This is a genomic window from Salinimicrobium tongyeongense (genome assembly GCF_026109735.1).
In the GTDB taxonomy this organism is placed as follows: domain Bacteria; phylum Bacteroidota; class Bacteroidia; order Flavobacteriales; family Flavobacteriaceae; genus Salinimicrobium; species Salinimicrobium tongyeongense.
Map to the genome: position 1 here is coordinate 2,725,705 of NZ_CP069620.1, position 13,402 is coordinate 2,739,106.

General features: G+C 44.0%; 11 protein-coding genes. 6 read left to right on the top strand and 5 right to left on the bottom strand.

Annotation, left to right across the window (positions count from 1 at the left end):
- Positions 1-30: 30 nt before the first annotated feature.
- The gene (fumC, locus tag JRG66_RS12080) at positions 31-1,428 is read right to left on the bottom strand and encodes a class II fumarate hydratase (RefSeq protein ID WP_265163021.1); all 1,398 of its coding nucleotides are present in this window, start codon (positions 1,426-1,428) and stop codon (positions 31-33) included.
- A 194-nt stretch (positions 1,429-1,622) separates the two neighbouring features.
- Between fumC and JRG66_RS12085 the strand changes: the two genes are divergently transcribed.
- The gene (locus JRG66_RS12085) at positions 1,623-1,796 is read left to right on the top strand and encodes a hypothetical protein (protein ID WP_265163022.1); all 174 of its coding nucleotides are present in this window, start codon (positions 1,623-1,625) and stop codon (positions 1,794-1,796) included.
- 106 nt (positions 1,797-1,902) lie between these two features.
- On the opposite strand, the gene JRG66_RS12090 is transcribed toward JRG66_RS12085, so the two are convergent.
- The 3 genes from JRG66_RS12090 to prfB form a co-directional block, all read right to left on the bottom strand.
- Positions 1,903-4,437: a TonB-dependent receptor gene (locus JRG66_RS12090; protein WP_265163023.1), complete on the bottom strand. Its 2,535-nt coding sequence runs from the start codon at positions 4,435-4,437 to the stop codon at positions 1,903-1,905.
- 261 nt (positions 4,438-4,698) lie between these two features.
- Entirely contained in the window at positions 4,699-5,043 is a 345-nt protein-coding gene (gene arsC / locus JRG66_RS12095; protein WP_265163024.1) for an arsenate reductase (glutaredoxin), read from the bottom strand.
- Positions 5,044-5,131: 88 nt separating this feature from the next.
- A protein-coding gene (gene prfB / locus JRG66_RS12100) for a peptide chain release factor 2 (protein ID WP_265163025.1) occupies positions 5,132-6,230 on the bottom strand; the annotation gives its coding sequence in 2 pieces (ribosomal slippage) (positions 5,132-6,166 and positions 6,168-6,230; 1,098 coding nt in all).
- A gap of 136 nt (positions 6,231-6,366) precedes the next feature.
- Between prfB and JRG66_RS12105 the strand changes: the two genes are divergently transcribed.
- On the top strand, positions 6,367-7,395 hold the full coding sequence (locus JRG66_RS12105) for a threonine aldolase family protein (protein WP_265165450.1): 1,029 nt from the start codon (positions 6,367-6,369) through the stop codon (positions 7,393-7,395).
- Between the two features lie 134 nt (positions 7,396-7,529).
- Here JRG66_RS12105 and JRG66_RS12110 read toward each other — a convergent pair whose 3' ends face one another.
- On the bottom strand, positions 7,530-7,859 hold the full coding sequence (locus JRG66_RS12110) for a YbaB/EbfC family nucleoid-associated protein (RefSeq protein WP_265163026.1): 330 nt from the start codon (positions 7,857-7,859) through the stop codon (positions 7,530-7,532).
- Positions 7,860-7,983: 124 nt separating this feature from the next.
- Here JRG66_RS12110 and JRG66_RS12115 point away from each other — a divergent pair, with 124 nt between their 5' ends.
- The 4 genes from JRG66_RS12115 to wrbA all read left to right on the top strand — a co-directional run bounded on the left by JRG66_RS12115 (position 7,984) and on the right by wrbA (position 13,386).
- The gene (locus JRG66_RS12115; RefSeq protein ID WP_265163027.1) at positions 7,984-10,053 is read left to right on the top strand and encodes a S9 family peptidase; all 2,070 of its coding nucleotides are present in this window, start codon (positions 7,984-7,986) and stop codon (positions 10,051-10,053) included.
- Between the two features lie 87 nt (positions 10,054-10,140).
- A complete protein-coding gene (gene capA, locus JRG66_RS12120) occupies positions 10,141-11,181 on the top strand; it encodes a cysteate synthase (protein ID WP_265163028.1) in 1,041 nt (346 codons plus the stop codon).
- 183 nt (positions 11,182-11,364) lie between these two features.
- A complete protein-coding gene (capB, locus tag JRG66_RS12125) occupies positions 11,365-12,624 on the top strand; it encodes a cysteate-C-fatty acyltransferase (RefSeq protein ID WP_265163029.1) in 1,260 nt (419 codons plus the stop codon).
- A gap of 153 nt (positions 12,625-12,777) precedes the next feature.
- The gene (wrbA, locus tag JRG66_RS12130; RefSeq protein ID WP_265163030.1) at positions 12,778-13,386 is read left to right on the top strand and encodes an NAD(P)H:quinone oxidoreductase; all 609 of its coding nucleotides are present in this window, start codon (positions 12,778-12,780) and stop codon (positions 13,384-13,386) included.
- Positions 13,387-13,402 lie beyond the last annotated feature (16 nt).

Below are 13,402 nucleotides of genomic sequence, written 5' to 3' on the forward strand. Positions count from 1 at the left end.
GAAGACCTTCTTTTTTAAGGAGTTAACTTGTTATTTTAAACTGCCAACCATATCCTGGGGCCTTACCCATTCGTCAAATTCCTCGGCGGTAACATACCCGAGGTTAACGGCTTCCTCTTTTAGGGTGGTTCCGTTTTTATGAGCGGTATTGGCAATCTCGGCTGCCTTGTAATACCCAATTTTGGTGTTAAGGGCAGTAACCAGCATCAAAGAGTTATTGAGTAGCTCCTGGATCCTTGGCTTGTTTGGCTCAATTCCGGCGGCGCAATGTTCGTCGAAAGAGGCACAGGCATCACCAAGCAACTGCGCACTTTGCAGGATATTGGCTGCCATTACGGGTTTGAAAACATTCAGTTCAAATTGCCCCTGCATGCCGCCCACGTTAATAGTGACGTCATTTCCAATTACCTGGGCACAAACCATGGTAAGGGCTTCTACCTGGGTTGGGTTCACCTTGCCGGGCATAATAGAAGATCCGGGTTCATTGGCAGGGATGAGGATCTCGCCAATTCCGCTTCTTGGGCCAGAAGCAAGCATCCTCACATCATTGGCAATTTTATTAAGAGACACTGCCAGTGTTTTTAAGGCACCACTGGTTTCTACAAAAGCGTCGTGAGCTGCTAAAGCTTCAAACTTATTAGGAGCAGAGGTAAAGGGAAGTTCAGTGAATTTCGCAATAAATTCGGCTACGCGTTTAGAATAACCTTTTGGAGTATTCAGTCCGGTCCCTACTGCAGTTCCGCCAAGGGCGAGTTCAGAAAGGTGTGGCAGGGTATTCTCAAGGGCATTGAGGCCGTGGTCAAGTTGAGAAACATATCCACTGAATTCCTGCCCCAAAGTTAGGGGAGTGGCATCCATAAAGTGGGTGCGGCCAATTTTTACCACATCCTTGAATTCTTCCGATTTCTTTTTAAGTGTATTGCGGAGCTTTTTTACTCCGGGAATGGTCACTTCTACAATTTTCTTGTACACGGCGATGTGCATTCCGGTAGGAAAGGTGTCGTTAGAAGATTGAGATTTGTTGACATCGTCATTTGGCGATAGCACTTTCTCGTCTTCGCCAATGGTTCTTCCTGCAAGTTGCTGGGCTCTGTTGGCAATTACCTCGTTGAGGTTCATGTTGCTTTGCGTGCCGCTTCCTGTTTGCCAAATTACCAGAGGAAACTGGTCATCGTGCTTTCCTTCAAGGATCTCATCACAAACTTTTGAGATGTAATCCCTTTTGTCTACCGAAAGAACCCCAAGTTCACAGTTCGTAAAGGCTGCTGCTTTTTTAAGATAGGCAAAACCGTAAATGATCTCCATTGGCATTGAACCGGGAGCACCGATTTTAAAGTTGTTCCTGGAGCGTTCGGTTTGCGCTCCCCAAAGTTTATCTGAAGGGACTTTTACTTCCCCCATGGTATCTTTTTCTATTCTGTATTCCATGATTTAATTGGTTTACTACAAATTTACATCTTCGATAAATTATAAGCACTTAAAACCAGACAAAATTAGGCCATGAACAGTAAAAATTTCGGCTCATATTTTCAACTTACAGCTGCCGAAAAAATAAAATAAAAACTTTTGCGATAACTTCTTAGAGTTTCTATCTTTGGCAAAGATTCAATAAAATAGGACACATGTTTGAATTTGATCAATATTTAGGCTTTCTGGCTTTCCTTATTATATTACTCATCGGGTTCTGGGTAATGCTATTCTTAACTGCCATTATCCCTTACTGGATAGGAGGCGCAGTTAAAGAAATGCTCGACGAAAAGAAAGAGAAGAAACGCCTGGAGAGGGAAAAAGCTTAAAAAAGGACTTCAAGTCCTTTTTTTTATGGCCGTTTAATGCCTTACAAAAAATATAAAAGCCGTCATTTTGTGACGGCTTTTATATTTTTATTCCTGAATAATTTTTCTAGAACTCTCCTGCTCCTTCATCATCCATGTTGCCATTCATATTGCCCTGGTCTCTTCCCTGTCTTTCCTGGTCGCGGCGCTGCTGGTTAAACCTGTAGGTGAACGAAAGGGTGATGCTTCGCTGTCTCCATTGAAATTCACTCTCTCTCTCAAACCTTTCGGTTACGGTAAATGAATCTCTTTTTCGGGAGTTCAGTAGATCCTGGATGTTAAGTGTGAGCGAGGCTTTTTCATTGAACAATTCCTTGCTTAAGGCCATATCTACCATGAACAGGCCGTTGGTTTCTGTTTGCGCTCCTTCCGAAGCACCCCTGTAGAAAGCATTGGTTTGCCAGTCTATTTTTGCCGGCAGCGATACCTTAGAACTAAACCTTCCATACCAGCTGGTATTCTTTGCGCTGTAGTCAACGCCATTATAATCGCCATCGGTGTCAAACTGGAAGAAGTTTACGCTACCGTTCAACCGCAGCCATCTGGTAGGATTGTACAGTAATCCGGCTTCGGCACCAATTCGTGTGGTGGTAGCCAAATTGATGGGGATGGTTCTTATCACCTGGGTGCTATCTGCAGCTGTAGAGATTTGCTCTACCCTTTCAAAAGAATCGGTTTCGTATTGATAGTATACAGATGAGGTAAGGGTGAGTTTGTCCCATCTTTTTAAATACCCAAGGTCAAAGGCATCTGAATATGCAGGTTCAAGATTTGGGTTACCCTGAAAAATATTTGTTCTACTGGCCCTGGAAGGGAAAGGGTTGATAAACCAGCCGCGTGGCCTGTTGATCCTTCTGTTGTACCCCAAAGTGATGTTTTCGCGATCTCCCAGTTCGTAGATGAGGTTCAGGGTAGGGAACAAGCCCAGGTAATTGTTGTCAAAATCTGTGTCTATAGGTATTGAAAACTCTTCTCTTAATTCTTCCTCGGTAAGTTCAGAATTAATTTTCCCTTTTAGTTGTGTGTTTTCTAATCGCAAGCCTAAAAGGAAAGAAAAATCACCAAACTTATTCCCGTATTGTGAATAAAGGGAGTTTACATTTTCGGTATAAGTGAACACGTTGGTAAGCGGACTCACCTCCAGGATTCCGCTGTTCCTGTTTTCAAGCAAAAGCTGATAATCGGTCTCTTCTTCTTCAAAACTTCCGCGGTAACCTGCTTCAAACTGGGCATTCTCACCAATTGGCCTTACATAATCTGCCTGTATCAAAAATTCATTCTGGGTTTCTTCAGTAAAGGTTTGTTCCAGCGGGTAGAAGGGATCTAGTTCAGAGGTATTTGAAATGATACTTTCATTGATGTTTCCGGTTTGGGTTTCCATATCCCTCTCATATTGAATATCGGCCGTTAGTTCATGCCCGCTGTCGTCAAATTTATTGATGTAATTCAAGGCGAACTGGTAACTGTTGTCGTCTTCAACCTGGTTTTCTCTACGTACGGTGTTGAGTATTCCTTCCTCGAAATATTCGGTACTGCGGTTGGTGGTAATATCCTCATCTTCTCCATACCTGTAGAATCCTGTGGCGGTGATAGATGACATATCGGTGATGTAATATTCCATCCCAAGGCTGGTGTAGAAATTTCGGTTGAGGCGATCCATTCTTCGGTCTTCCACAAGCCTTTCGCTAGCAGGGTTTACAAGGTTCCCGTCTTCATCGGTGTACTCCAAATAACGAGTGTCTGAAAAGGCATTTCCTGGAGCGTCAAAATACCTGAACCCGGTGGTGTTAAAGATGTTGAATTTATCTTTTCTAAGGTTAAGGTTTGCTGAAAGCCCAAGCTGGTCGGGGTCTCCGGCTCTTGCAGAAACCGATCCGTTAAAGCCAAGGGTCTTTTCTTTTTTAAGGATAATGTTGAGGATCCCTGCTGTACCCTCGGCGTCATATCTTGCTGAAGGAGAGGTGATCACCTCCACGCGCTCAATGGCATCTGCCGGAAGCTGCGAAAGCACATCGGTATTCCCAAATCCTGCCATGGCCGAAGGTTTTCCGTTAATAAGGATGCGCACATTTTCGTTCCCTCTAAGGCTTATTCCCCCTTCAATATCTACCGATACCGATGGCACGTTGTTAAGGGCATCGGCCACCGTTCCACCTGCAGTGGTAAGGTCTTTCCCAATATTGTAGATCTTCTTATCGAGCCTCACTTCTACCTGCGTGGTTTCGGCGGTTACCACCACTTCTTCAAGTTCGCCGGCTGCCATTCCCAGCTTTACGGTTCCCATGCTCAGGTCTTTGTTCACCTGGCGGTTTTTGAAGGTTTTAGGTTCAAAAGAGATGAATTCTACAGTAATGTTATATGTTCCCTGGCGCACGTCTATGTTGAAGTTCCCCTGGGCATCTGTAATCCCTCCCGTAACATTTGAAGGCTCACTGGTGCTTTGAAAGGAAATAGTCGCGTATTCCAGCGGAGTACCCTGCTCATCGGTTACTTTTCCCGAAACTTCATACTGGGGCAGCTGTGCAAATGCTGAAATGGAAAGAAGAAAAAAGAAAGAAAAAATTAAGGCACTGGTTCGGTGCCGGGAGGTGCTCGTTATCATACTTGGTTTTTTTTCTTGGACAGATAAAAACCGGAATGGTTTAATTTTTTCCTGAAAAAAGCTGATTTTAGTTTTAAATCATTGATTATTAACGATAAATTGACTATAAGAAAATTGGAATTCAGCATATTTCAGGCCGCCCGAAGCCTGCGTCTTTCAGAAATTACTGTAAAATTTACGCATTGCTATTTGGGCAGGACCAAAAATAAAAACCGGGAAGCGCGTCCCGGTATGTGTCAAAAATGCCATTTTTGATGCTCCTTATTTTATGATCTCCTCGATATTGGAAACCGGTCTGCCTACAACGGCATGGTGTTCTGTCTCCACAATGGGGCGCTGAATGAGCTTCGGGTTTTCGGCCATTACCCTAACCAGTTCGTCATCGCTTAGGTCGCGGTCGCGGTAATTCTCTTTCCAGATCTTTTCTTCGGTGCGCACCAGTTCAATAGGCGCCATATTCAGTTTCTTCAGAAGATCGGCAATTTCTTTTTCGCTCAGTGTATCCTTTAAATATTCCCGCACTTCAAAATCTTTGCCCGATTCTTCCAGAACCTGTAAGCCTTCGCGAGATTTTTTGCAGCGGGTATTGTGGTAGATCTTTATCATGTTTTTTCAATTAACAATAAACAATTAGGAATATCAAATTCCCTAATTACTAATGATTAATATAAAATATTCAATAGGCAATAAAAAATTACTCTTCCGTTTTCTGTCCCATCATCATGAGAAAAGCCTTTAGGAACTGGTCAATGTCGCCGTCCATCACCGAATCTACATTTCCGGTTTCTTCGCCGGTGCGAACGTCTTTTACAAGTTTGTAAGGGTGCATCACGTAATTCCTGATTTGCGATCCCCATTCAATTTTCATTTTGGAATCTTCAATCTCCCTGCGCTGCGCCTGTTGCTTCTGAAGTTCAATTTCATAGAGCTGACTCTTCAGTAACTGCATGGCTTTGGTTTTATTGTCAAGCTGGGATCGGGTCTCGGAATTCTCTATTACAATGCCCGAAGGTGCGTGCCTAAGCCTCACGGCAGTTTCCACCTTGTTCACGTTTTGACCTCCCGCACCCGATGATCTCATGGTTTCCCACGAAATATCAGCCGGGTTGATCTCAATCTCAATGGTTTCATCGGCAAGAGGATAAACATAAACGCTGGCAAATGAAGTGTGCCTTTTGGCGTTACTGTCAAAAGGGGAGATCCTCACCAGGCGGTGAACCCCATTTTCGCCTTTGAGCCAGCCAAAAGCAAACTCACCTTCAATTTCAATGGTCACCGTTTTCACTCCTGCAACCTCGCCGGCCTGGTAGTTGAGTTCCCGTACAGAGTAGCCCCTGTCTTCGGCCCAGCGCAAATACATGCGCATCAGCATTTCGGCCCAGTCGCAACTTTCGGTACCGCCGGCGCCGGCAGTGACCTGCAGTACTGCACTAAGGTTATCGCCTTCTTCAGAAAGCATATTCTTGAACTCCAGGTCTTCTATAAGATTTCGGGACTTCTCATGTCTTTCCTCGACATCTTCGGCCGTGGCTTCCCCTTCTTTGTAGAATTCGTAGATCACTTCGAGATCGTCAACAAGAGTGACAGCCTCTTCGTAATCGTCTACCCATTTCTTTTCAGAATTGAGTTCTTTCAGAAGAAGTTCAGCCTTCTTTGGGTCATTCCAGAAATCGGGAGCCAGGGTTTTTTCCTGGAGGTTTGAAATTTCTATTTTCTTGGCATCAACGTCAAAGATACCTCCTTAACGCAACCAGGCGATCTTTAAGATCTTTAATTGTATCTGTTGTAAGCATACTTGAATTTTGAACAAAAATAGAATTAATGAGGGTTCCGGGAAACTATTTTACCAATATTTTATAGTTTTATGCACCTTCAAAAATGTCATTTTTTAAGGATCATTTCTGAAGGTCTAATGTTTAATATTTTATGATGAAAGAAATAGATCTTAGAAGTGATACGGTTACCAGGCCTACTGAAGGAATGATGCAGGCTATTATGAATGCCGAAGTGGGAGATGATGTTTATAAGGAAGACCCTTCAGTAAATAAGCTGGAGAGGAAACTGGCCGATATGTTTGGTATGGATGAAGCCCTGTTCTTTCCTACCGGAAGTATGGCCAACCAGGCTGCCATAAAACTGCACACCCAACCGGCCGAGCAATTGATTTGTGACAAGTGGGCTCACGTGTATAATTATGAAGGCGGCGGGGTTTCTTTTAACAGTGGTGTTTCCTGTAAATTGATTGACGGCGAGCGTGGGATGATCACTGCAGCCCAGGTAGCCGAAAATATCAATCTGCCCGACTTTTATCACAGTCCGCTTACCACACTTGTTTGCCTGGAGAATACCACGAATAAAGGTGGCGGGGCCTGTTATGACTTTGAAGAGATCAAAAAAATAAGGAAGGTGTGCGATGAACACAATCTTGGCCTGCACCTTGACGGCGCCCGGCTCTTCAACGCCCTGGTAGCTAAAAATGAAGACCCTAAGGAGTACGGGAAGATTTTTGATACCATTTCGGTTTGTCTTTCTAAAGGTTTGGGGACGCCAATGGGCACTGTGCTTATAGGAAAGAAAGAGCTTATGAAAAATGCCATGCGCGTGAGAAAGGTACTGGGTGGCGGCATGCGGCAGGTAGGTTTTATGGCCGCCGCAGGGATTTACGCCCTCGATAATCAGGTGGAGCGTCTTGCCGAAGACCATAAAAGGGCTTCAGAAATTGGGAAAACCCTGAAAGCCCAGACTTATATTGGTGAAGTAGAGCCCGTAGAAACCAATATTGTGATCTTTTATCTCAAAAATGCTTCAGATGAAGCAGCTTTTATGAAATCCCTTCAGCAGGAGCATATCAGGATAAGCAATATGGGGCAGGGCAAGCTAAGGATAGTAACTCACCACGATTATTCCGAAGAAAAGCACCAGAGATTTTTGAAAGTGCTGGATAAGATAAAGCTGTAAAAAAATACCCGTCAAAAATGACATTTTTGACGGGTATTTTTTTTAGTCGTTAGACTGTAGCGGAGACGGTAGAATTAAAGTTTATCTTAAATCTAAAATCTCCCGTCTACTATCTCAAATCTAAAAATTCATATCTATTTGCCCAGCATATCGTTCATTCCGGGGATATCGGGCATTCCTTCTTTGGCAACAGCGGCAAGTTCGGCTTCATTGACTTCGGTTGCACGGGCAACAGCTTTGTTAATGGTAAGCACCAGGTAATCTTCAAGCTGCTCTTTGTCTTCGAGAAGTTCGTCGGCAATTTCAATGTTTTTGATCTCGCGGCTCGCTGTAATGGTGACTTTTAAAAGTCCGTCGGCCGATTGTTCATCCAGCAACACGCTCTTAAGCCTTTCTTTGGTTTCTTCAACTTTTTTCTGGGTCTCTTTGATTTTGTTCATCATGCCCATCATATCTCCAAACATAATTTCTTTTTTTCTGTTAATACAAAATTACCTAAAAAGTCTAATAAGAGAACTAATAGACACAGTTTTAAGTTTTCTTTATTAGAAAGCTTAACTTTGCAGCCGGTAAAATTAAAATGGAAAGATGAAAGTGGCTGCTCAAGAAATTAAGGCTCCGCGGGCGAAGAAGCTGCCCGTAAAACTTGAAAAACACGGAGATGTTCGTATAGATGATTACTTCTGGCTGCGAGAGCGCGAAAACCCTGAAGTGCTTGATTACCTCACGCGTGAAAATGATTATAATGAACGGATGACGGCTCATACCAAACAGCTGCAGGAAGATCTTTTTCAGGAGGTGAAAAAAAGAATTAAGGAAGATGATTCTTCTGTGCCTTATAAGCTGAATGGTTACTGGTATATTACCCGCTTTGAAAAAGGTAAGGATTATCCTATTTACTCCCGGAAAAAGGAAACCCTCGATGCGCCCGAAGAAATCCTTTTTGACGTAAATGAGATGGCCAAAGGGCACGATTATTACAGGCTGAGCGGATTGAGCGTGAGCCCCAACAACAAGCTCATCTCTTATGCTGTAGATACCGTAAGCCGAAGAAAATACACTCTTTACGTCAAAAACCTGGAGACGGGAGAGGTATACCCCGAAAAGATCAAGAACACCACCGGCGGCGCTACCTGGGCAAACGATAACCGAACGCTCTTTTACGCCCGTAAAGACGAGGAGACGCTGCGCAGCAATAAGATATTCAAGCACAGGCTGGGAACAAAAGCCAAAGATGACGAGCTGGTTTTCTTTGAAGAAGATGAAACATTTCACACTTACGTTTATAAGTCTAAATCTCAGCGGTACATTATTATAGGGTCTGACAGTACCCTTACTTCAGAATACAGATTTATTGCCGCCGATGATCCCGATGGTGAAATTCATATTGTGCAGCCCAGGATTAGGGGCGTGGAATATGGAATAGCCCATTACCGCGATTGCTTTTATATACTTACCAATAAAGACGGGGCCATTAATTTTAAGCTCATGAAAGCCCCCGTGCACAAGCCTGGAATGGAAAATTGGGAAGAAGTAATCCCGCACCGTGAGCATGTATTGCTTGAAGATATAGACCTGTTCAGAGACTATTTAGTGGTGAGCGAAAGGAGCGAAGGGCTCAACAAGATCCACATTCGCCGATGGGATGGAACAGATTCCTACTTCCTTCCTTTTGACAATGAGACCTACACCGCTTTTACAGGTACCAACCCCGATTTTGACACTGAAATTTTGAGGTACACATACAATTCCCTCACCACACCTACCCAGGTAGTAGATTTTAATATGCGCACCCGGGAAAAGGACGTAAAGAAGGAACTTGAAGTGCTGGGAGGGAAATTTCAGAAAGAGAATTATGTTTCCGACAGGATTTGGGCCACCGCCCAGGACGGTACTAAGATCCCGATGACGCTGGTACACCGGAAGGAGTTAAAGAGAGACGGGAAAAATCCGGTGCTGCAGTATGCTTATGGTTCCTACGGTTCTACTATTGACCCTTACTTTTCAAATGTGCGCCTTAGCCTGTTAGACAGGGGTTTCATCTTTGTGATATCGCATGTTAGGGGAGGCGAGTATCTGGGGAGGCAGTGGTATGAAGATGGAAAGCTGCTCAAAAAGAAAAATACTTTTACCGATTTTATTGACTGTACCAGGCACCTTATTGAGGAGAACTACACTTCGGCAGAACATATGTACGCCAGCGGAGGTTCGGCAGGAGGTTTGCTGATGGGAGCAATAGCCAACATGGCTCCGCAGCTTTATAAAGGAATAATAGCCTCGGTACCTTTTGTAGATGTTGTGACCACAATGCTCGATGAGACCATTCCTCTTACTACCGGAGAATATGACGAATGGGGCAACCCTAATGAGGCCGACTACTATTTTTATATGAAATCTTATTCGCCTTACGACAATGTTAGGCCGCAAGATTACCCGAATATGCTGGTCACCACCGGCCTGCACGATTCACAAGTGCAGTATTGGGAACCGGCAAAGTGGGTGGCGAAATTGAGGGAATTAAAAACCGACTCCAATAAGCTGCTTTTTCACACCAACATGGAAGCCGGGCATGGAGGAGCATCAGGCCGATTTGAAGCCCTGTGGGAAGTCGCTGAAGAATACGCTTTTCTTCTGGATTTAGAGGGAATCGACCAATAATTAAAATATTTGACTTAAATTTGCGACGTTTGTGATCGTTTTTGGGATGCAATTTCTAAACACGATTATTGTAAATAACTTCAATTTATGAGAGAAGATTTACAGGTTTTCGATAATGTATTACAATTAGTAGGTAATACCCCTCTTATTCACTTAAATCGCGTTACCCAGGAACTTAAAGGTGACTTTTTTGCAAAAGTAGAAGCCTTTAATCCGGGCCACTCCACCAAGGACAGGATAGCACTCCACATTATAGAAGAAGCCGAAAAAAAAGGAATCCTAAAACCGGGAGATACTATTATTGAGACTACTTCAGGAAATACCGGCTTTAGTATTGCCATGGTTAGTGTGATTAAAGGCTATGAATGCATCCTGGCGGTGAGTTCCAAATCTTCCAAAGATAAGATAGATATGCTGCGCTCAATGGGGGCCAAGGTATATGTTTGCCCCGCGAACGTAACTGCCGATGACCCCAGGTCTTATTACCAAGTAGCTAAGAGAATGCACGATGAGATAAAAGGTTCGGTCTATATCAACCAGTATTTCAACGAACTCAACATTGAAGCTCACTACCTTACCACCGGCCCTGAGATCTGGAAACAAACCGAAGGCAAGATCACCCATCTTGTGGCCTGCAGTGGCACCGGCGGAACAATTTCCGGGACTGCCAGGTTCCTTAAAGAAAAGAACCCGAACATCAGGATTTTGGGGATCGATGCTTATGGCTCGGTGCTTAAGAAATATCACGAGACCAAAGAATTTGACACCGCAGAAATCTATCCGTACCGCATTGAAGGATTGGGTAAGAACCTTATCCCTACAGCTACAGATTTTGAAAGTATAGATAAATTCGTAAAAGTGAGCGATGAAGACAGTGCCCACACGGCCCGCGAACTCGCCCGCACCGAAGGTCTTTTTGTGGGGTACACCAGTGGGGCAGCCTTACAGGGAACCCGCCAGCTTGCCGAAGAAGGAGAATTTAACGAAGACAGTAAAGTGGTGATCATTTTCCCCGATCACGGTTCGCGTTATATGAGCAAGGTCTACAGCGATGACTGGATGAACGAACAGGGCTTCTTTGACAGCAAAAATGAAAAAGCTGAAAATCAAATCGAATTCATAAAATAAGTACAGTTCAAAGCAGTTCTGTATTATAAACAAATTCTCTCTTATTTTTAAATAATGGCAGAAGCAGCAGGTGCTGCCGAAGAATTAGCGTTGTAACGTGCATGTTTTTCAGTGCATTTGACCAACTCAAATTCTGAAGTTGCTATTTATTTGTTACTTTTGCAGAAGTGAAAAATACACAAAATGGCAGATTTATTTAATAAAATATATAAGGATAAAGGGCCTTTAGGAAAGTGGAGTGAAGTAGCCGAAGGTTACTTTGTATTTCCAAAACTGGAAGGGCCTATTTCCAACAGGATGAAATTCCAGGGTAAAGATGTGATAACCTGGAGTGTGAACGATTACCTGGGGCTGGCAAACCATCCCGAAGTGAGAAAGGTAGACGCCGAGGCGGCTGCCGAATGGGGTTCTGCGTATCCCATGGGGGCAAGAATGATGAGTGGTCACACCTCTCTACACGAAAAGCTGCAGGATGAACTTGCTGCTTTTGTGAACAAAGAAGCTGCCTACCTGCTTAACTTTGGATACCAGGGAATGGTTTCTACCATTGATGCCCTTGTGTCTAAAAAAGACGTTATTGTTTATGATGTTGATGCTCACGCCTGTATTATAGATGGGGTTCGCCTGCACCTTGGCCAGCGCTTTACCTATAAGCACAACGACATGGAGAGCATTGAGAAGAACCTGCAGCGTGCCGAGAAGATCACCGAGCAAACCGGAGGCGGGATACTGGTTATTTCTGAAGGGGTCTTCGGAATGAGGGGAGAACAGGGGAAACTTAAGGAAATAGTGGCGTTAAAAGAAAAATACAACTTCAGGCTGCTTGTTGATGATGCACACGGCTTTGGTACTCTTGGTAAAACAGGAGCAGGAGCAGGTGAGGAGCAGGGAGTGCAGGATGGAATTGATGTATATTTTGCCACTTTTGCCAAGTCCCTTGCCAGTACTGGTGCTTTCATAGCAGCCGATCGTGAGATCATAGATTACCTGAAGTATAACCTTCGTTCCCAAATGTTCGCCAAGTCCCTGCAAATGCAGCTGGTTATTGGTGCCCTTAAGCGTCTCGAGATGCTCAAGACCAAACCCGAGCTTAAAGAAAAACTTTGGGAGAACGTAAACGCGCTTCAAAACGGATTAAAATCCCGAGGCTTCGATATAGGAACCACTCAAAGTTGTGTAACTCCTGTGTATCTTCAGGGAAGTATTCCCGAAGCAATGGCTTTGGTGAACGACCTTAGGGAGAATTACGGGATCTTCTGTTCAATTGTAGTGTACCCGGTAATTCCGAAGGGTCTTATCCTGCTAAGGTTAATTCCTACAGCGGCCCATACGCTCGAAGATGTGGAAGAGACCTTGAACGCCTTCTCTGCGATTAGGGAACGCCTTGAAAACGGAACTTACAAAAGATTATCAGCCGGGGTTGCAGCCACGATGGAAAAATAATTTCTGAAATACATATCTTTAAAAATCCCCTTCAAAAAGGGGATTTTTTTATACCTCCTTTTTTCATTTTTATAATTTGTTTAGTATAAAAACCACAATTTTAAACTTATCTTCTTCCGAAGTGATTTAATAATTATAAAATTTTTGAATACTATGGAAGATATTAAAGTAGCCGTGATCTATTACAGTTCTACCGGAACAAATTACCAGCTGGCAAAATGGGCAGCAGAAACCGCAAAAGACCAGGGTGCCGAAGTTAGGCTTCGAAAAGTTAAGGAGCTGGCTCCCAAAGAAGCTATTGAGGCCAATGAAGACTGGAAAAAACATGTGGAAGCCACAAAAGAGGTACAGGAAGCTTCGATGGATGACCTTGAGTGGGCCGATTGTTATATTTTTAGTGCCCCCACCCGTTATGGCAACCTTCCATCCCAGTTTAAGCAGTTCCTGGACACCACCGGCGGATTGTGGTTTAACGGAAAACTGGCCAATAAAGTGGTGAGCGGAATGACCAGTGCAAGCAACGTGCATGGCGGGCAGGAATCAACCTTACTTTCTCTGTACAAAACCATGTTCCACTGGGGTGCTATTGTTGCCGCACCGGGCTATACCGATGAAGCAATTTTCAATGCCGGCGGAAATCCTTACGGGGTGAGTATAACGGCAGGGAAAGAAGCGATGGGAGATAAAGTGAAGAAAGCTGTTGCCCACCAGGTAAAGCGCACCATGACTCTGGGAAAATGGGTGAAAAAAGGCAGCGAATAATGCCATTTTTGGCACC